At 50.6% G+C, this 19714-nt stretch carries 23 protein-coding genes; 9 read left to right on the top strand and 14 right to left on the bottom strand.

Annotated elements, in window-relative coordinates:
* Positions 1 to 12 precede the first annotated feature (12 nt).
* From SPK40_RS05185 to flgB, 8 genes are read right to left on the bottom strand one after another with little or no spacing between them, the layout of a single operon-like run.
* The gene (locus SPK40_RS05185; protein ID WP_248139820.1) at positions 13 to 1134 is read right to left on the bottom strand and encodes a flagellar basal body P-ring protein FlgI; all 1122 of its coding nucleotides are present in this window, start codon (positions 1132 to 1134) and stop codon (positions 13 to 15) included.
* Positions 1134 to 1796: a flagellar basal body L-ring protein FlgH gene (gene flgH, locus SPK40_RS05190; RefSeq protein ID WP_248139819.1), complete on the bottom strand. Its 663-nt coding sequence runs from the start codon at positions 1794 to 1796 to the stop codon at positions 1134 to 1136. Before flgH ends, SPK40_RS05185 begins: the two co-directional genes overlap by 1 nt.
* Before the next feature lie 23 nt (positions 1797 to 1819).
* On the bottom strand, positions 1820 to 2605 hold the full coding sequence (gene flgG, locus SPK40_RS05195; protein ID WP_248139818.1) for a flagellar basal-body rod protein FlgG: 786 nt from the start codon (positions 2603 to 2605) through the stop codon (positions 1820 to 1822).
* A 17-nt stretch (positions 2606 to 2622) separates the two neighbouring features.
* Positions 2623 to 3354 (bottom strand): flagellar basal-body rod protein FlgF, encoded by a 732-nt coding sequence (gene flgF, locus SPK40_RS05200; RefSeq protein WP_248139817.1) that lies wholly within the window; start codon positions 3352 to 3354, stop codon positions 2623 to 2625.
* 10 nt (positions 3355 to 3364) lie between these two features.
* Entirely contained in the window at positions 3365 to 4552 is a 1188-nt protein-coding gene (gene flgE, locus SPK40_RS05205) for a flagellar hook protein FlgE (RefSeq protein WP_248139816.1), read from the bottom strand.
* 26 nt (positions 4553 to 4578) lie between these two features.
* On the bottom strand, positions 4579 to 5262 hold the full coding sequence (gene flgD, locus SPK40_RS05210) for a flagellar hook assembly protein FlgD (RefSeq protein ID WP_248139815.1): 684 nt from the start codon (positions 5260 to 5262) through the stop codon (positions 4579 to 4581).
* The gene (gene flgC / locus SPK40_RS05215; RefSeq protein WP_248139814.1) at positions 5259 to 5696 is read right to left on the bottom strand and encodes a flagellar basal body rod protein FlgC; all 438 of its coding nucleotides are present in this window, start codon (positions 5694 to 5696) and stop codon (positions 5259 to 5261) included. The genes flgD and flgC overlap by 4 nt, the downstream gene beginning before the upstream one ends.
* 5 nt (positions 5697 to 5701) lie before the next feature.
* On the bottom strand, positions 5702 to 6061 hold the full coding sequence (gene flgB / locus SPK40_RS05220; RefSeq protein ID WP_248139813.1) for a flagellar basal body rod protein FlgB: 360 nt from the start codon (positions 6059 to 6061) through the stop codon (positions 5702 to 5704).
* A gap of 174 nt (positions 6062 to 6235) precedes the next feature.
* Between flgB and flgA the strand changes: the two genes are divergently transcribed.
* The 7 genes from flgA to SPK40_RS05255 all read left to right on the top strand — a co-directional run bounded on the left by flgA (position 6236) and on the right by SPK40_RS05255 (position 11249).
* The gene (gene flgA, locus SPK40_RS05225) at positions 6236 to 6949 is read left to right on the top strand and encodes a flagellar basal body P-ring formation chaperone FlgA (RefSeq protein ID WP_330959652.1); all 714 of its coding nucleotides are present in this window, start codon (positions 6236 to 6238) and stop codon (positions 6947 to 6949) included.
* 91 nt (positions 6950 to 7040) lie between these two features.
* Positions 7041 to 7322 (top strand): flagellar biosynthesis anti-sigma factor FlgM, encoded by a 282-nt coding sequence (flgM, locus tag SPK40_RS05230; RefSeq protein WP_330959653.1) that lies wholly within the window; start codon positions 7041 to 7043, stop codon positions 7320 to 7322.
* 7 nt (positions 7323 to 7329) lie between these two features.
* A complete protein-coding gene (gene flgN, locus SPK40_RS05235; protein ID WP_248139810.1) occupies positions 7330 to 7761 on the top strand; it encodes a flagellar protein FlgN in 432 nt (143 codons plus the stop codon).
* 1 nt (position 7762) lies between these two features.
* Complete coding sequence (locus tag SPK40_RS05240) at positions 7763 to 8536, top strand: lytic transglycosylase domain-containing protein (protein ID WP_330959654.1); 774 nt, start codon at positions 7763 to 7765, stop codon at positions 8534 to 8536.
* A gap of 172 nt (positions 8537 to 8708) precedes the next feature.
* A complete protein-coding gene (locus tag SPK40_RS05245; RefSeq protein ID WP_330959655.1) occupies positions 8709 to 9905 on the top strand; it encodes an amino acid ABC transporter substrate-binding protein in 1197 nt (398 codons plus the stop codon).
* Positions 9906 to 10131: 226 nt separating this feature from the next.
* The gene (locus SPK40_RS05250) at positions 10132 to 10791 is read left to right on the top strand and encodes a Bax inhibitor-1/YccA family protein (protein ID WP_248139807.1); all 660 of its coding nucleotides are present in this window, start codon (positions 10132 to 10134) and stop codon (positions 10789 to 10791) included.
* Between the two features lie 128 nt (positions 10792 to 10919).
* On the top strand, positions 10920 to 11249 hold the full coding sequence (locus SPK40_RS05255; RefSeq protein WP_248139806.1) for a TusE/DsrC/DsvC family sulfur relay protein: 330 nt from the start codon (positions 10920 to 10922) through the stop codon (positions 11247 to 11249).
* 39 nt (positions 11250 to 11288) lie between these two features.
* Here the strand turns inward: SPK40_RS05255 and yccX are convergent, their stop codons facing one another.
* Positions 11289 to 11561 (bottom strand): acylphosphatase, encoded by a 273-nt coding sequence (yccX, locus tag SPK40_RS05260; protein WP_248139805.1) that lies wholly within the window; start codon positions 11559 to 11561, stop codon positions 11289 to 11291.
* An 87-nt stretch (positions 11562 to 11648) separates the two neighbouring features.
* Between yccX and SPK40_RS05265 the strand changes: the two genes are divergently transcribed.
* Both SPK40_RS05265 and SPK40_RS05270 read left to right on the top strand, forming a co-directional pair.
* Positions 11649 to 13049: a methyl-accepting chemotaxis protein gene (locus SPK40_RS05265; protein WP_330959656.1), complete on the top strand. Its 1401-nt coding sequence runs from the start codon at positions 11649 to 11651 to the stop codon at positions 13047 to 13049.
* Between the two features lie 133 nt (positions 13050 to 13182).
* On the top strand, positions 13183 to 14373 hold the full coding sequence (locus tag SPK40_RS05270; RefSeq protein WP_330959657.1) for a class I SAM-dependent methyltransferase: 1191 nt from the start codon (positions 13183 to 13185) through the stop codon (positions 14371 to 14373).
* Between the two features lie 162 nt (positions 14374 to 14535).
* On the opposite strand, the gene cyoE is transcribed toward SPK40_RS05270, so the two are convergent.
* Genes cyoE through cyoA form a run of 5 tightly spaced genes read right to left on the bottom strand, consistent with a single transcriptional unit; the run spans position 14536 to position 19254 of the window.
* Positions 14536 to 15399 (bottom strand): heme o synthase, encoded by an 864-nt coding sequence (cyoE, locus tag SPK40_RS05275; RefSeq protein ID WP_248139802.1) that lies wholly within the window; start codon positions 15397 to 15399, stop codon positions 14536 to 14538.
* 13 nt (positions 15400 to 15412) lie between these two features.
* Entirely contained in the window at positions 15413 to 15724 is a 312-nt protein-coding gene (gene cyoD, locus SPK40_RS05280) for a cytochrome o ubiquinol oxidase subunit IV (protein WP_248139801.1), read from the bottom strand.
* On the bottom strand, positions 15724 to 16329 hold the full coding sequence (gene cyoC, locus SPK40_RS05285; RefSeq protein ID WP_330959658.1) for a cytochrome o ubiquinol oxidase subunit III: 606 nt from the start codon (positions 16327 to 16329) through the stop codon (positions 15724 to 15726). Before cyoC ends, cyoD begins: the two co-directional genes overlap by 1 nt.
* Entirely contained in the window at positions 16319 to 18346 is a 2028-nt protein-coding gene (gene cyoB, locus SPK40_RS05290) for a cytochrome o ubiquinol oxidase subunit I (protein ID WP_248139799.1), read from the bottom strand. The genes cyoC and cyoB overlap by 11 nt, the downstream gene beginning before the upstream one ends.
* A gap of 8 nt (positions 18347 to 18354) precedes the next feature.
* Complete coding sequence (gene cyoA / locus SPK40_RS05295; RefSeq protein WP_330959659.1) at positions 18355 to 19254, bottom strand: ubiquinol oxidase subunit II; 900 nt, start codon at positions 19252 to 19254, stop codon at positions 18355 to 18357.
* Positions 19255 to 19714: the final 460 nt, after the last annotated feature.

Below are 19714 nucleotides of genomic sequence, written 5' to 3' on the forward strand. Positions count from 1 at the left end.
TTCCCCGTCAGGTTAAATGACCACCAGCTCAGCATTCAGCGCGCCGGCTTCATGCAGTGCCTGCAGAATGGACATCAGATCATCCGGTGTTGCGCCCAGGCTGTTCACCGCATCGACAATCGTGCTCAGCTCAGTGCCTTCCGGCCAGATATACATCGGCGCTTCGTCCTGATTAATATCTACCAGTGAGTTATTCACCACTTTAGTTTCACCGTCGGCGAACGCATTCGGCTGACTGACCGCCTGCATTTCCCGGATGGTAACCGTCAGACTGCCGTGGCTCACAGCAGCTGCACTGACGGTGACATTTTTACCCACCACCACAGTACCGGTGCGGGAGTTGAAGACCACACGCGCCGGACGGCGGCCTTCTTCAACCACCAGCTCTTCCAGCATCGACATAAAAGTAACGCGCTGCTGTGTATCCATTGGTGCCTGCACTTCAACCTTGGCTTTGTTGATGGCCGTTGCGACACCCGGACCAAATGTGCCGTTGACGGCACGGGCAATGTTCTTGGCCGTAGTAAAACTTGGCGTACGAAGGTTCAGGGTGATATTCGGCTTCTTGTTGAAGTCGGTCGGGATTTCACGTTCCAGCGTCGCACCATTCGGGATACGGCCAGTCGTCGGGGTATTGATGGTGACTTTCGAACCGCTCAGGCCCTCAGCACTCGCACCACCGACAATCACGTTACCCTGCGCCACCGCGTAGACTTCACCGTCAACACCACGCAGTGGCGTCAGCAGCAGCGTACCGCCACGCAGACTTTTCGCATCACCCAGCGACGACACAACAATATTCAGTTCCTGACCTTTACCTGCCATCGGATCGACAAACGCCGTCACACTGACGGAGGCAACGTTTTTCAGTTTCGGGTCTGTCCCTTCACTGATCTGAACGCCAAACTGACGCAGCATGTTCGTCACAGACTGGCTGGTGAATTTCACCTGGTTCCGGTCACCCGTACCATCGAGACCAACCACCAGACCGTAACCGACCAGCTGGTTGCCGCGAATGCCCTGCACATCGACCAGATCCATGATCGGCATGGCCGGCGACGCTTTGGCAGACACTGAATGTGCGCCCCACAGAGCCACGGCCACGAACAGTAAAATGATTTTGAAAGATTTCATCAGAACGGCATCCATGGACTGTTGAAGAATTGAGTGAGCCAGCCTGACGCGTTGCTGTCCGCCAGTGCGCCACTTCCGGAATAAGTAATGCGCGCATCACCAATCCGCAGTGAAGACACCTGGTTATTCCGGTTAATATCATCCACGCGGACAATCCCGGTCAGACGGATGAACTCGTCACCCTGATTCAGACGCAGCCATTTTTCACCGCGAATCCGTAGCACACCGTTCGGCAGCACTTCATTCACCGTCACGGTAATCGCACCCGTGAGCTTATTGCCCTGTGAGCTTTGTGCGGAACCGTCGAAAGCCCGGCTTGCATCAATGCTTGCACCAAGGTTTGTCGCGGTAAAGTTGCCGATCACAGGTGCCGTGATGCCCACTTCCGAATCTTTTGAATATTTGGTGTCTGCTTTCTTGCTCGACTGCGTCTCTTCATCCAGCATGATCGTCAGAATGTCCCCAACCCGGTAAGCACGACGGTCCTGAAACAACGTCATCATGTAGTTGTTCCGGTACAGGCTGCCGTCAGTCGCTTGCGGCAGAGAGTAATCCAGTACCGGTGGCGCGAAAGCTTCATCATCTGGTTTCGGTGTTGTGAATTCAGGGCGCAATGTGCACCCTGTCAGTAACACCATGAGAAATGGAGTCAGCCACTTCATAGGATTTCCTTTCGGTGTAAGCATTAGATGGACTGTGCGACGAACTTCAGCATGTCATCAGCCGCAGATACGACCTTGGCGTTCATTTCATAAGCACGTTGCGTTGTGATCATATCGACCATTTCTTCCACAACCTGTACGTTTGAACCTTCCAGAGCACCCTGCTTAATGGTGCCTGCGCCATCCAGACCCGGAACCAGTTCATCTGGCTGGCCGCTGGCTTCTGTCTGGCGATACAGGTTTCCGCCCAGTGCTTCCAGACCGGCCGGGTTCACAAACTGCGCCAGCGTGATCTGACCCAGTTCCTGTGGGGTCGCATCACCGGCAACCTGCGCTGAAACCGTACCATCCACAGCAATGCTGATTCGGGTGGCCGTGTCCGGGATTTCGATTTGCGGAACCAGAGGCAGACCCTGAGTGTTCACAATCAGACCTTCAGAGTTCACGTGGAACTGACCGTTCCGGCTGTACATCACCTCACCGTCAGAGTTTTCAATCTGGAAGAAACCGCCGCCCAGAATGGCCATATCCAGCTCCTGGCTGGTATTTGAGGTGTTCCCCTGTGTGAAGACTTTCTGAGTACCGACAACGCGGACACCACTACCCAGCTGAACACCAGTCGGCAGTTCATTGACCTGATCAACCGGCGCACCAGGCTGACGCTGAATGGTGTAGAACAAATCTTCAAACACCACGCGGTCGCGTTTGAAGCCAACTGTATTTACGTTTGCCAGGTTGTTCGAAATGGCGGTCATCTTGGTGTCTTGTGCCGCCATACCTGTTTTACTGACCCATAATGCAGAGTGCATGCGAGTTCTCCTTATTCTTAGCCGTTGCGCAGCAGGCGGTTACCAGCCTGAGCGAGTTTTTCTGCGGTTTTCATCATCCGCACCTGCATTTCAAAATTACGTGTCAGTGACATCACACTGACCAGCTCATCAATCGCGGAAACGTTACTGCCTTCCAGATGTTCCGGTGCCAGTCGCACTGTGGCATCTGCTGCGAAGTTGTTTCCGTCACGCGCCTGAAGGAGGCCGTTATTGATTTTCTGAACGGTATTGATTTCCGGTTTCACCAGCTTGATCTGACCGACGGCCAGTTCCGCACCGCCACCTGGCGGGATCACGGAAACCATACCCGTTTCGCTGACTTCAATGCTCTGGTACTCAGGCACGACAATCGGGTTACCCTCAGCCATCACCGGGAAGCCATTGATGGTCAGGTTGCCTTCCTGATCCAGTTTCATGTTACCGGCGCGGGTATACGCTTCTGTTCCGTCCGGAAGCTGCACCGTCATGAAACCATCGCCATTGATTGCGATATCCAGTTTACGGCCGGTTTTCACCATGTCGCCCGCATCAAAACGCGTGGAAGCCGAGTTGGTGACTACCATGGTGCTGCCGTCAAAACCATGCCCTTTCACGGCATAGCTTCTTGCTCTTTCCATGTCAGCACGGAAACCTGTGGTGTCAGCATTCGACAAGTTGTTCGAGCGCACTTGCTGTGCGCTCAGAACCCGGCTGGCGCCACTGGTTGCTGTGTATAACAAACTATCCATGACCTAACCCTTAAATCGCGTTGAACAGCGCCTGAGTCAGCTGCTCAGTGGTCGAGATCGTCTTGGCATTCGCCTGATAGTTACGCTGAGCTGTCATCAGATTCACCAGCTCACTGGTCAGATCCACGTTCGAACCTTCCAGCGCGCCAGGTGTCAGGCTGCCCAGAATACCGCTGCCAGGCTGGCCCGTGATTGGCGCACCAGAAGCGAAGCTTTGCTGCCATCCGGTGTTGCTCACTTTCACCAGTGCCTGTGGGTTTGCGAAATCAGCAAGCATCACCTGACCTTGCAGCAGAGACTGACCATTGGTGTAAGTCGCATAAACCATGCCGTTGTCTTCAACACGAACACCCGTCAGTTCACCGGAAGAGTAACCATTCGGGTTGTTGGTGCTGGTTCCGAAATCGGCACCGAACTGCGTGGTACCCTGCAGGTCGATATCAACACTCATCGGGTCAGCACCCGCCGGGTTGAATGCAACGTTATAAGGCGCTGCCGGAGTCGCCATCGTACCGTCAGTATTGAATGTCACGGCCTGTGCTGCGCCTGGTGCGGCACCATCAACAGAAACGTGAATATCCCAGGCGTTTGCACCGGTCTTGACGAAGTACTGCGTCATGGTGTGCGGGTTACCCAGCGAGTCATAGACCTTCGTGGTGTAAGACGAGTTGTAGGTGTCGTGGTCAGCCATGTTGAATGGCGCAACTGCAGGAACATTGACGCGAGAGTCAAAGTTCGCAACAAAGTCGATGCGGTCCGTTGCCTGTGCAGCCAGTGAAGCCGTCTTGATTTGCAGATCGCCAGTCGCACCGGATTGCAGGTTGTTGTTGGCATCAACGGTGTAACCCTGCAGCTTCATGCCGGTGTTGCTGGTGATGTAGTTGTCTTTGTCGGTATTGAACACACCAGAGCGGGTGTAAACCACCTGACCTGAAGTATCTGTGGTCACAAAGAAACCGTTACCACCGATGGCCAGATCCAGAGAGCGGCCGGTACCGGACACAGAACCGTTTTTATCAAAGTTCTGGGAGATAGCAGCAACTTCCACACCACCGGCCTGAAGGCCGTTATACACAGATGCGAATTCGGTACGGGACTGCTTAAAGCCCGTGGTTGAAACGTTCGCAATGTTGTTACTGATGGTATTCAGTTGTGTGTTGGTGGCACCCAGGCCACTCAGCGCGATATCAAAACTCATGTTATCCTCGTTATCCTGTATGAAAATCAGCTGCCGAACTGGCTAATCTGGTAGAAAGGAATACTGCCGACACCAGCAACGTTCACCAGGGCGGAGCCCCCATTACTTGGCACGCGGACCTGTTCAACTTTGCCGGCCAGCAGCATGTTTGGCTGAGCCTGACCTTTTTGCACTTCAACAGAAACGGTGTAGTCGCCTTTCGGTAACCCAAGCTTTTCTGCATCAATGGTAAAATCCACATCACCGGCACCATGCGCACCCAGCGGGACTTTCGTCTTACGACCATAAGCATCTTCCAGCACCAGGTTGACCTGGTTCGACGCATGCTCCAGTTCGATTTTTCCGCTCTGGACACTGTCTTCAGACAAAGTCATCTCGTTGGTTGCGACATACACGGTCTGACCGACCAGACCGGCCGTTGCCAGCACTTGCATGTTGTCCATCAGGACCATGCTGTTTTGCATCATCTTGGACATGTTCTCGGTACTCTGTACCTGTGAGAACTGTGCCAGCTGACCAACGTATTCCGTGCCGTCCAGCGGGTTCAGCGGATCCTGGTTCTGGATCTGCGCAACCATCAGCGTCAGAAATTCATTTTGCAGTGCATCGGCACTGTTCGCGCTGGCCGGGTTGGACTGAATGCCGCCGTTTGAACCCGTTGTTGTGGTTGGTGAATCACCGTTCAGCGCGGTGTATTGTGCGAGACTCATCGGCTACCTTCCCCCAGTCGCAGCAGACCCTGCTGCATACTTTTCACATTCGCCAGCACTTCGACATTGGTCTCGTAGCTGCGCGTCGCCGACATCATGTCTGCCATTTCTGCAACGACATCAATGCCCGGATAGAAGACGTAACCTTCATCGTTTGCCAGCGGGTTATTCGGCTCGAAACGTTTGTCGACTTTGCCTTCACTTTTCACAACATCCACAATGCGGACTTCCGCATTCGGATACACATCTTTGTCCGCAGACAACTGTGTCTGGCTGTAAACCGTGGCAAAAACAGGTTTCAGTGCCTTGTAAGCATCATTCGGATTGCTGGCGACTGCATCGGCGTTCGCCAGGTTACTGGCCACCGTGTTCAGACGGACGGTTTGTGCCGTCATTGCAGAACCAGCGATTGAGTAGATGTCCGTAAAAGCCATAGTGATTAACGACCCTCAATTGCTTTAGCCAGCCCGCTGAACTTCATATTCATGAAAGTCAGGCTGGTTTGAAAATCCATGTTGTTCTGGGCAAACTTGGCTTGCTCGACGCCCAGCTCAACGGTGTTACCGGTTTTACTGTTCTGGTATGGCACCCGGTATTTCGCGCTCACAGCCATTTCCGGTGGTGGTGTATCCACACGTGAGCTTGTGTTTTGCATCACGGTTTCAAACGCCAGGTCTCTGGCGAGATACCCAGGGGTATCGACATTTGCTAAGTTGCTTGCCAATACTTTGCTGCGCTGTACCCTGAAGTTAAGCGCATCAGGATGAACACCCAGCGCATTTTCAAAACTGATCGCCATTGTTGTTCCTTAAATTCGGTCACACTTACGCAGAATTCACGCAGTACCTATAAACAAGAAACATGCCAAATTTTTATGCCTTATTTTTCAGTTAGTTACAAAAAGGAAGGGAAGCGGAACTTCCGCTTTTCAGCAAGCAAGCGGAAATCGGGAAACAGTATCCTGACCCGGAAAATGATGGTGTTCATCGCCAGTCTGATGCTGGCCCCGGGAGCGCTGGCCAGCGGCAAAGACAATCAGGATAAAACTGAGCTGGTCCGATGGGTGAAGACAAAAATCGAGCAGGAAATCGCCGGTTATGCAAACCGTCAGCGCTGGTCGGACTATAAAGCCGATATTGATATCAATGTGCCATCAGCCGTGACACATCTTCCGGCCTGTCCGATCCCACTCTATATCAGTGCCGCGGATCAGCAGAACCTGCCTGTCGGTTATTTACGGCGTCAGGTGGAATGTCAGTCTGGTGATCAGCCGTGGAAACTGAACATCACGGTGCAGGTCAACCTGCGCCTGCCGGTGATTGTGGCGACCACGCATATTCGCCGGGATACCAAACTGACAGCAGACATGCTCAAAACGCAAACCCTTACGCTCAGCCGTGCAGAGGCCTTTGCGACCCGTCCTGAAGAGGTACTCGGACAACGGACATTACGCAGATTCCGCAGCGGTCAGATCATCAGTCCGCTTCAGTTACAGCCCTTGTGGATGGTTGAAGAAGGCGAAAGTGTCATGATTATTGCAAGTAAAAATGGCATGGCCGCGAGCATGGCCGGTGAAGCGCTGCAAAATGGCGTTAAAGGTGAACAGATTTCTGTCCGCAATATCAGTTCTGGCAAGGTCATTCAGGCCATCGTTGTCGAACGCGGAAAAGTTGAAACTATTTTTTAATTTCCGGCGGAAGTGGTCGCCCTTCCCTATTAAGAAACATTTTTAACACTTTTTCTAAATTTAGCGGTAGTAAAGCGAGCAGGATCAGTTCATGAAAATTGACAAAGTATTTAATTCTCAAGTGGCGTCTTCAACACAGCGCCCATCCGGCCCGGCACAAGTAGAAACCGCAGGTAAAGCGAAAGGTCTTGAGCCGGTCATCAGCACCAGTAATCAGGTGATTGCCCAGGCACAGAAAGAACTGGCTGAACTGCCAGAGATCGCTATGGAAAAAGTTAGTGCAGTGAAAGCAGCACTGGCGAAAGGCGATCTGAAACTGGACATCGAAACTTTATCCAGCGCGATTCTTGAGTTCCATACCGGACACAAATGAGGTCGATATGAGTAAACAGCAGGTAGTGAAATCGCTGATTCAGGGCATCCGCCGAGATTTGCATGCTTATCAGCAGCTCGGACAACTGATGATCCGACAGCAAGCCAGTTATCTGCAATTTAATGGCGCAGCCCTGACTGAACTGGTCAGCCGGCAGGAGCCATTACTGTCCCAGTTGCAGCAGAGCGCAAAACAGCGCTCAGACATGCTGCTGTCGCTCGGCCTGCCAGGCGACAAACGCGGTATGGCAATTTTGCTGAAACGGCTGCCATCTCCGCTGAATATGAAGGTCCGCCAGAGCTGGCAACAACTGGAAACCCAAATCCAGTCCTGTCAGAAAACCAATCAGGTGAATGGCAATCTGTCGGCTTCGTACGGCGAAGTCCTCAGACAGCTCAAAGGTGAACCGGATTACGGGACAGCACTCATGCAAAATTAAGATGTACAAGACATCGAAAACCGGCCAAAGATTTCTGGCCGGTTTATGTTTATGGTTCACCCTGATTATCATTCCGGGCAAAGCTCTCGCCAGCCCGGCGGATACCCCTTTTTCTCTCAGCGCTGATGCCCTTCAGGCTCAGGTCGACCGTTTACTGCCCCATCGCAGAATCATTGAAAGCCACCTCCTGCGTCACCGTGACACCCTGATTGATATCGAAAAGGTACTCAGGCAGAAAGCGCTGCCAAAGAGTCTTGCGCTACTCCCGATGATTGAATCGACCTTCCGGGTCGATGCAATATCCCACGCCAATGCTGCAGGCCTGTGGCAACTTATTCCAGCGACAGCAAAGCGATTTGGCCTGCAGGTCGAATCCGGCAACGATGAACGATTTGACGTCACAAAAAGCACACAGGCTGCCACCTCTTATCTGGCTTTTCTGTATCAGAAATTTGATCAGAATCTGGCTCTCACTCTGGCAGCTTATAATGCCGGTGAAGGCCGCGTCGGCCGCGCCATCAAGCGAGCCGGCAGTCACCAGTTCACACAACTCACACTGCCGCAGGAAACCCGGGATTATGTCCACAAGTTCCACGCTCTGCTGTCAGTAGTGGATCTGGATGCGCTCACCCGCCCGGCCGCAGACAATACTTCATTTTTATTGCTCGATGCCCGACGTCCTCCGACCGATCTGGAAACCCGTATCCTCACCGATCTGTTCGCAAAGCGTGAAGTCATTAATATGGCGCCGGTTCAACCGCTGATCCCTTTGTAAACTATCATCACTTAATTTTCTGCAAATGGCAGAATTCAAAGCATTCTGAGCTTTATTGTGTCAATTCGCACATCTGTGAACGGTTCCTATACTGAAGATTGATATATTTGTTAATGCGCTGTTTGCAATGTCAGGCGTGCCGATTCAGACAGCATTATCAGAAGGACACGTTATGGCAAAGATGATTCAGACTTGTCTGGTGGGGACCTTGTGCCTGCTGCTTTTCACGGGATGTGACCGGGAGAGCGCTCAGGATAAAGCGTTAATCAAAGCACTCCAAAATAAAATCGACATGCTCGAACAACAATTGGATGCGCAACCCGCAGGATCAAATCTGAGTCTGGATGCAGAACGGGCAGACGAACTTGAAAAGGAAGTGAATACACTCAGAGAAAGGCTCAGCAAACAAATCAGCTTTTCTCCCACGCTGAAAAACATTCAGGAAAAGGGATATCTTGAATGTGGCGTGAGCACCGGTTTACCGGGGTTTTCCATGCCAAATCAAAAAGGCGAATGGCATGGATTAGATGTTGAATTTTGTCAGGCCCTCGCAGCAGCCACATTAGGCGATAAAAACAAAGTGAAGTTCATTCCGCTCAACGCACGCGAGCGTTTTAAAGCGCTGCAGAACGGTGACATTGATATTCTCTCCCGCAATACAACCTGGACACTCCAGCGCGACACTGCACTCGCCCTGAATTTCGCCGGTATTCTTTATTTTGACGGTCAGGGGTTCATGGTGAGGAAGTCATTAAACGCCAATACCGCAAAAGATTTATCCGGCGCCACCATCTGTGTCCAATCCGGGACGACGACTGAGCTGAATCTTGAAGATTACTTCAAGCTTAATCATCTGACATATACGCTGGTGCCGTTCGATACGGCCAAAGAAACAATTGATGGATTTGAAACAGGCCGCTGTGACGTACTGACTGCGGATCAGTCCGGGCTGTACGGCTTAAGACTGAATCTTAAAAAATCTGAAAATGCCGAGATCCTGCCTGACATCATCTCTAAAGAGCCCCTTGGCCCGGTTGTCCGTCAGGGCGATGATCAGTGGTTCAATATCGTGAAGTGGACGCTGAACGCCATGCTCAACGCTGAGGAAATGGGGATTAATTCTCAGAATATTGATGAAATGAAAAACAGTGATGTCCCGGCAGTCCGCCGTTTCTTAGGCTTAAATGGCACGCAGGGAAAAAGTCTGGGTCTCAATTCTGACTGGGCATATCAGATTATCAAACAGGTCGGCAACTATGGCGAGAGCTTCGAGCGTACCGTTGGCGTGCATTCACCGCTCCATATACAGCGGGCACAGAATAACCTCTGGACACAGGGCGGCCTGCATTACGCCCCGCCAATCCGTTGACACCTGAATGAAAACAGGTCAGCCCTGACGACGGTCAACCTTGTAACACACTGTTACATCTTTAACTTAGGGATTCACAAGACCTCCAGTATGATTAACCCAATTGTCTGAAAATGTTTTTTTCAATTTCGCTTTAAAATTTCAATCGGTTACTATTGAAATTCCATGAAATTGTCGCCATATAAGGCAGAGTAGATTTCAACACTAACCCTGAGGGGAAGATTATATGAACGATCGTATTGTCCGTAGCAATGGCTACGAAGGCGTACTGTCAACCAACAAGGTTTTGCGTAACACGTACTTCCTGCTGTCACTGACTTTACTGTGGTCAGCTGTCGTTGCTGGTGCTGCCATGGTGATGAACCTGCCGCACCCTGGCTTTATCATTACACTGGTTGGCTTTTATGGCCTGCTGTTCCTGACTGAGAAAAACCGTAACAATGGTCTGGGTCTGGTATTTACCTTCGCGCTGACCGGCTTCATGGGTTATACCCTGGGCCCGATTCTGAACATGTATGTCAGTGCCGGTCTGGGTGACATGATTGTTCTGGCGCTCGGCGGTACGGCAGTCACCTTCATGGCCTGTTCTGCATATGCGCTGACGACGAAGCGTGACCTGTCTTTCCTGGGCGGCATGCTGCTGGCTGGTTTCATTGCGATTGTCGTGGCAATGATTGCAAACATCTTCCTGAAACTGCCAATGCTGTCGCTGGCAATCAGTGCAATGTTTGTTCTGTTCTCTTCTGCGGCGATTCTGCTGACAACTCAGTCAATCGTTCGTGGTGGTGAGACCAACTACATCTCAGCGACTGTGACGCTGTATGTATCAATTTACAACCTGTTCGTCAGCCTGCTGCAAATTCTGGGCGTGATGAATGACGACTAATCTGGTCGGTCAGTGATGAATTGAACAAGCGCCTTTCGGGGCGTTTTTCTTTTATGGCTCACACGGAATGCTTGCACCCGCCGGGTCGAATCACTATCCTTGCCGGGTAAACAATCTCGGGAAGTACCATGCTTGAATTTGACGGTAAAGTCATCGATACCGATGCTCAGGGTTATTTGAAAAATGTCAGCGACTGGACACCGGCATTAGTGCCTGTCCTGGCGCAGGAAGAAGGCGTCGCATTAACGGATGCTCATTTGGAAGTTGTTCATTTTGTGCGTGAATTCTATCTTGAATTCAATACATCACCAGCCATTCGAATGCTGGTCAAAGCCATGGCCAAACAATATGGTGAAGAAAAAGGGAATTCAAAATATCTGTTCAAACTCTTCCCGAAAGGCCCTGCCAAGCAAGCCACAAAGTTAGCCGGATTGCCCAAACCAGCCAAGTGCCTGTGAGCAGGACTGGCATATCAGCCGGAGTCCCACGGGCTTCGGCTAAATAATTTCAAAACCGTCAACCGCCCGCCATTCCACCTCATCGCTGCTCAGACTGTCGACTCGGGATGCTCTCGGACCGATTTTCAGCCATTCGACCAGTCCTTCGACATGCTCTGCTTTACCGCACGCCAGCACTTCCACACTGCCGTCAGGTAAATTTTTTGCGTAACCGCTCACTCCCTTTTTCAAACCCTCATGCGCCGTATGAAAACGAAATCCCACTCCCTGAACTTGGCCGGTCACTCTGACCATGACACAAATCTGTGACATAAATCACCTCAAGATTAGTCTGTTTTATTAGATAAAAATATTAATATTCACTGACGCCACAACACTTCATTTATTCAGGAAGAAAACATGAAAGAAGTTGCATTTAGATGGATAGATAAATACCTCATCCACCTCAAACTCCAGGAAAAGTTCTATCTCCTCTTCCTGCTCCCTTTGTTTGGAATCATCACTGTCAGTGCAATTTTAGCTGATGCCGGAGAAAAGCAGCATGAAGCATTGATTTCACAGAAACTTCATTCGACAGCAAACCTGCTCGCTGAAATGAAAGTCTCTCAAATTGATGCACCAACTTTGTTGAATGGCACCCATATTACCTTAGGCCGTGGCGAGCAAGCCGTCTCAGTCCCGGGAATGAGCTACAGCCTGATATCCACGGATCAATCCAGCCTGTTTGATTACCTGTCCGGCTTTCAGATGACGATGGGCATTGCAGTGATCCTGCTGACACTTGCTGTGGTCTACTACATCATGACCTTTATTGGCGGTGCAATGTTCACCACGCACAAAGCGCTGAATACACTGGCAGAAGGTGACCTCACGCAACGCCTGAACTTTTTCAAAGTCCGGGACGAGTTCAGTACCATTGCACTCACAATTGATAAAGTGGCCGACCGCGAGCAGAAGCTGGTGCTGGCGACTCAGGAGGCAACTGCGCTGATGCAGCAAATCAGCAGTGAACTCCGCCAGCGCAGTATTCAAACCGAGCATCTTTCTGTGGAACAACAGGAACATTTAGACTCTCTGGCCAGCGCGACAGAAGAGATGGCTTCTTCAATTCGCGAAGTGGCCGCACACGCGCACCACACCTCAGAACAGACCCAGGAAGCGCAGGAGGTGACTGAACAAGGTCGTGCTCAGGTCAGTGATACCAAACAGGCGATAAATCAGCTCACCCGTGAAATTCACCAGGCTGCAGAAGCGGTGAATGAGCTGGACAGTAATGCTGCGAAAATTGATGCTGTTGTCACAACCATCAATGCAATTTCCGAGCAAACCAACCTGCTGGCCCTGAACGCTGCGATTGAAGCAGCCCGCGCCGGGGAACAAGGGCGCGGCTTTGCCGTTGTTGCAGATGAAGTCCGTACACTGGCTGGCCGTACCCAGACAGCAACGGTAGAAATTCAGCAGATGATCGAATCATTACAGAAAAACAGCCGGACGCTGATGACCGTCATGCAGAGTACAGTCTCGAATGCGGGCGAAAGCGAAACGCAGATGGATTCTGTTGATCAGCAGATCACGCAGATTGCCGACCGGAATCAGCATATTTCAGACCGCAGTACAGAAATCGCAGCGGCGGCTGAACAGCAAGGCACGGTTGCCGATGGCATCGCCAGCAGTGTTGAACAAGTCCGTGAACAATCCCGCCAGGTGAGAAATGTCATTGCACAGACAGCCAGTGATATTGAACGTCTGAACCAGCAAGCCCAGCAACTTGAAATTCTGATGAACGGCGTGAAAGCCTGACCAGATACAGTACCGCCCTCTCCTGCTTCAGAAAGAGGGCGGAATTCCTGCCTGCCAGACTGGCTTCCGGTTGATTTTCCTTCCTGCGAACAAGATAATACGCCCCCATTCTTTTACAGCTTCTGGTCCGAACATGACAGCTTCTATCTATCTGGTGAAAGGGCGTGAAAAATCACTGCGCCGTCGCCATCCCTGGGTTTTTTCTCGTGGTATTCAGCGTGTTGAAGGCACTCCGGGTTTAGGCGAAACCGTTGACGTCTATGATCACAAGGGCGAATGGCTTGCCCGTGGCGCCTATTCTCCCCAGTCTCAGATCCGTGTCCGTGTCTGGACTTTTGATCAAAACGATACCATTGATACCCAATTTTTCATGAAACGCCTTCAGGCAGCTCAGGGCCTGCGTGACATTCTTGCAGAGCGTGACGGCTTAACCGGCTATCGCCTGATTGCAGCAGAGTCTGACGGTCTGCCGGGTATCACCATCGATCGCTATCAGGATTTTCTGGTCTGCCAGCTCCTGAGTGCCGGTGCTGAAGCACAAAAAGACAATCTGGTTGAAGCGCTGAAAACCTGCTATCCGGAATGCAGTATTTATGAGCGCTCTGATGTGTCCGTACGGAAAAAGGAAGGTCTGAAACAGCGTACCGGTGTCCTGCACGGCGAAGAGCCACCTGCAGTTGTAACCATTGAAGAAAACGGCATCAAAATCAATGTTGATATCGTTGGCGGCCACAAGACAGGTTTCTACCTGGATCAGCGTGACAGCCGTCAGGCAGCGATCAAGTACGTGAAAGGCAAACGTGTCCTGAACTGTTTCTGCTACACCGGCGGATTTGGCCTGTACGCCCTGAAAGGTGGTGCTGATCAGGTCATCAACGTGGATGTCTCACAACCAGCGCTGGATACAGCCCGCCAAAACGCAGAAATCAACGACCTGCCGGTCGAAAACGCCGAGTTCGTGAATGCAGACGTATTCAAACTGCTGCGCGAATACCGGGAGCGAGGCGAGCAATTTGACGTGGTGATCATGGATCCGCCAAAGTTTGCGGAGTCGAAAGCACAACTGGTTGGCGCCTGCCGGGGCTATAAAGACATCAACATGCTGGCGATGCAAATTCTGAAACCGGGCGGCACACTGCTGACCTACTCGTGCTCTGGTCTGATGGACAGCAATCTGTTCCAGAAAATCATTGCGGATGCGGCGCTGGATGCAAAACGTGAAGTACAATTCATTGAACGATTCAGTCAGGCTGCGGATCACCCGCTGGATTCAGCCTATCCGGAAGGTTTCTATCTGAAAGGCTTCGCCTGTTACGTGAAATAACAGTTGATAGAAATGTAAATTACAGGCAAAAAAAAATGGTTTTTCACTGACTCGATGGAGATAGTATCGAGTCAGGAAAAACCAAAACCGTAATAAAAGTAGCTAATTAAAGTTGTTAGCCAAGAGAGTGTTGAATCGGTACATGCAGTGATTCGTTTGCTGTCAAACGAACGGAATTAACTCCAGTCCCAGCACACAGCTGATGCCGGTCACTACAAACAGTGATGTCTTGAATACTGATTTTGACCACTGTACAAAGTTGTTCTCATTCAGAGAACGGAATGTGACGACGCACCACCACAGGCAGACACCCGACGTCACCAGTAAATATTCATAACCGCTGTAACCCAGTCCGAACATGGCCAGAGCAACAACTGTAAAAGCCACGACATAAGCCATCATATGACGACGGGCTTTATGAATGCCTTCCACAACCGGCAGAACCGGAATGCCGGCATTTTTATAGTCCTGCATGCGGAACATCGCAATCGCGTACGAGTGCGGCATTTGCCACAGGCAAAACATCGAAAACAGCAAAATAGCTTCCAGGCTGATGTAATTTGTGACAGCCAGATAACCCACTAATGGCGGTACCGCACCGGACACACTGCCCACTAACGTACCGTACACTGAGTTCCGCTTATACCACATGGTGTAAAAGAACACGTAAAACACGAATCCCAGTAGAACCACTACGGCAGACAACGGATTCGCCTGCTGATACAGCACTGCAGTACCAGACAGAAGCAGCACGATGGCGTATATAAACGCAGCATCTGCATTGATTTCCCCTTTCGCCAGTAAACGGCTCTGGGTGCGAGACATCTTCTGATCGATATCCCGGTCAAAAATATTGTTGATCACGCAACCGGAAGCAATCACAAACGCAACGCCCAGCAATGTGTAAATCAGGAGGGGCCCGTCGAGCCCCTCCGTTTTCGCAGCCAGAAAATATCCGGCCAACACAGAGATGAGGTTACCGATGATGATCCCAGGTTTGGTAATGGAAATATATCCTTTGATCATATCGTCATCCGGCTTACAGCAGCATGTTCACGTGCAGATTGACCATGATCCAGATGGAACCGGCAATCAGAATCAGCACGATAATCGCTGTGAAGATAAAGGACATGGAGTTCCACAGTCCCTGTTCAGAGCGATCCATGTGCAGGAAGTACACCAGATGCACCACCAGCTGAACCACAGCACACACCAGCAGAATCGCAACGGTTGTTGTGGTTGGCAGGCTTTTGGTTGCTGCGAAGTAAAAAGGAATAATGGTCAGAATCAGTGACGCAATAAACCCTTTAATGTAATCACCGTAACCGGTTTGATGCTCTTGCTTCGCCATTACAATACTCCCAGCAGGTACACGATGGTGAATACGCAGATCCAAACGATATCCAGGAAGTGCCAGAACATACTCAGACAATGGAAACGGGTTTCCATCATGTCATTCAGGCCTTTGGTATTCAGTTGAATCAGACACACAACCATCCAGATCATACCGGCAGTCACGTGCAGACCGTGGGTTCCGACCAGTGTGAAGAATGCAGACAGGAACGCGCTGCGATCCGGGCCGAAGCCTTCTTCAATCAGGTGATGGAACTCATACACTTCCATGGCCAGGAAACCAAAGCCCAGCAGGAAGGTCACGTACATCCAGCGCTTCAGACCCGCAATGTCTTTGCGTTTCATCGCGATCATACCGAAGCCGAAAGTGATACTGCTGAACAGCAGCATCATGGTTTCAGTAAATACAAACGGCAGCTCAAAAATATGCTTGCCACTCGGACCACCAGCCGTATTGCCACACAACACGGCATAGGTAGCAAAGAGCGTTGCGAACAGAATGCAGTCGCTCATCAGGTAAATCCAGAAGCCTAGCTGCTTGGTTTCACCGATGTCGTGATGGTGTTCGTCGTGCTCGTGATGATCAACCGCATTAGTGTGCATAGTCGACCTCCATCTCGTCTTCGTCGTCTTTCGATGTTGGTGTCGTGGTCGCACCAGCAACACGTGCTTTATGGGCTTCCTCAATCGCTTTCACTTCTTCAACTGTGACGTAGTAGTCCACATCGTCGTTGAAGCTGTGCTTGATCCATGCGCCGATCATACCCACCAGACCGACTGCAACCAGCCACCAGATGTACCAGATCAGACCAAAACCAAACAGCAGTGCGTATGCAGAGATGATGACACCTGTCCCTGTGTTTTTCGGCATATGAATAGGTTCATATTTCACAGGCTGATTCGTTTCACCACGTTCTTTCTGATACCAGAATGCATCCAGTTCGTTACCTTCAGGCAGTTTGGCAAAGTTGTAGAACGGTGGCGGAGACGAGGTCGCCCACTCCAGCGTACGGGCATCCCACGGGTCACCGGTGACATCACGCAGAGCTTCACGGTCACGGAAAGTGACGTACAGCTGCATAATCTGACACAGAATACCGCACAGAATCAGCACCGCACCGCAGGCAGCAACGGCCAGCATCGGGAAATACTGTGGTTCAATATGCTGGCTCAGACGACGGGTCATGCCCATGAAGCCCAGGACGTACAGCGGCATGAATGCAACGAAGAAACCGATGATCCAGAACCAGAAGGCACGAACACCCCATTTCTCGTCCAGCTTGTAGCCAGTCGCTTTCGGGAACCAGTAAGCAAAGCCTGCAAAGCAGCCGAAGACCACACCGCCGATAATCACGTTGTGGAAGTGCGCAATCAGGAACAGACTGTTGTGCAGTACAAAGTTCGCTGCAGGCACTGCCAGCAGAACGCCGGTCATCCCACCAATGGTAAAGGTGAACATGAAACCGATGGTCCACAGCATAGGCGTCGTGAACTTAATCCGGCCGCGGTACATAGTGAACAGCCAGTTAAAGATCTTCACTCCTGTCGGGATCGAAATCACCATGGTGGCAATCCCGAAGAAGGCATTCACGTTCGCACTTGCACCCATCGTGAAGAAGTGGTGCAGCCATACGATGAAGGCCAGGAAGGTAATGACACCAGTTGCCCACACCAGAGAGGTATAACCGAACAGCTTCTTCCGCGAGAAGGTCGCAACCACTTCAGAGAACACACCGAATACCGGCAGCACCAGAATGTATACTTCCGGGTGACCCCACGCCCAGATCAGGTTGACGTACATCATCATGTCGCCACCCATATCTACAGTGAAGAAGTGCGTGCCCAGATAACGATCCAGCGTCAGCAGCGCAATGGTCACGGTCAGGATTGGGAACGAAATAATGATCAGAATGTTTGCACACAGGGATGCCCAGGTGAATACAGGCATCTTCATCATTGGCATCGACGGTGTACGCAGACGCATGATGGTGGTGAAGAAGTTCACACCTGACAGAGTCGTACCGATCCCGGATATCTGCAATGCCCAGATCCAGTAATCGACCCCGACCCCAGGACTGTACTCTTTACCCGACAGCGGCGGATACGCCAGCCAGCCCGTTTGAGCAAACTCACCCACAAACAGAGACATGTTGATCAGTACCACACCCACAACGAACAGCCAGAAGCTCAGGGAGTTCAGGAATGGGAAAGCAACGTCACGTGCACCAATCTGTAGTGGAATCACGATGTTCATCAGGCCGATGATAAACGGCATCGCCATGAAGAAAATCATGATCACGCCGTGTGCAGAGAAGACCTGATCATAGTGATGTGGCGGCAGGTAGCCGGTCTCACCCGCGGCAGACAGCACTTGCTGGCTCCGCATCATGATGGCATCCGCAAAACCACGCAGCATCATCACAAACGCGACGATGATGTACATCACACCAATTTTTTTGTGATCGACAGTAGTGAACCACTCTGTCCAGAGGTAGCGCCATTTACCCAGATAGGTAATGCCGCCTACCAGGGCGGCACCGCCCAGCAATACGATCGCCAGCGTCACCATGAGGATTGGCTCATGGAAAGGAATGGCGTCCAGTGTTAATCGTCCAAACATAATATGTCCTAGAATGTTTGCTCAGAAGAAAATTCCGGCGTGATCGTACACGTCAGCGAACCTTCAAACTGATTCAGGATGGTAAGCAACATGTCAGAAGGCACATGTGAGTAATAACTCACTGGCACGTTCTCACTTGGCTTCGCGATGGTCTGGAAGTCACTCAGGGTCTTCATCTGATTGTCAGATGCCTGAACTTTTTGCACCCACTCGTCGAAGGTTGCCTGATCTTCCAATGCCAGCGCTTTAAACTTCATGCCAGAGAAGCCGTGACCGCTATAGCCCGCTGAAATACCATCGAAAACACCAGCTTCATCAGCAATCAGATGCAATTTGTTCAGCATACCGGTCATGGCATAAATCTGACTGCCAAGCTGTGGAATGAAGAACGAGTTCATGACGCTGTTTGAGGTGACATGGAACTCAACTGGGACACCTTTCGGGAATGCCACTTCGTTGATGGTCGCAATGTTTTGATCCGGATAGATAAACAGCCATTTCCAGTCCAGAGAAACGACTTCGATTTTCATCGGCTCCACTGTACTTTCAATCGGTTGTCTTGGATCAAGTGCGTGAGTAGAACGCCAGGTAATCGTGCCTAAAATGGCGATAATAATAATTGGCACAGTCCACACAACCAGCTCAATCTTGGTTGAGTGAGACCACTCTGGCGTATATGTTTCGCCGGTGTTTGATTCACGATACTTAAACGCAAAGTAGAACGTCATCAAAATAACCGGAATAACGACAATCAGCATCAGTAACAAAGATGTGATTATCAAATCTTTTTCTGCAACACCGATCCGACCTTTTGGATCAAGCAGCGCAAATTGACATCCTGACAGGAATAGGCTCATAAAAAATACAAAGCCACCCGACAAGATATTCTTATATCTTGAGGTTTTCATGTTCTCTCTCAGCTTTTTGGGCAAAAGTCGTCATTCAAAAAGTCACAAGCACAGATCGAACGACTACATGAGTTATTATTTTGATCTGAATCAATACGCAGTTGCTGCGTCCGGAGTCTAATAAGGTAACCCCCTGACTAATCAGTGGTACGCTTTATAAACGCTCACTGGTTAACCAAACGATCAGGCTTATTCGTACGCCACACCCAGCGTCGGACACACCTCCTCACAGATTGTTACATTTGAAATATTTTGCCACTTTCACTTCTGAGTTAACACTCACTAAAAATGAAACATTAGATCTAGCATTTGAAATCTTGCTTAAAGAGTGACCATTCAGACAAAAAAATCGCAATTAACCATATTTAAAGTATGGCTAATCACGGTTTTTAAATCAGAAAAACAGAGTAAATGTGTAATGCGTTGAATAATATTCAGTTCAATGCATTTGCAATGAGAA

Origin of the sequence: Photobacterium sp. 53610, assembly GCF_036409375.1 — a bacterium.
Classification (GTDB): Bacteria; Pseudomonadota; Gammaproteobacteria; order Enterobacterales; family Vibrionaceae; genus Photobacterium.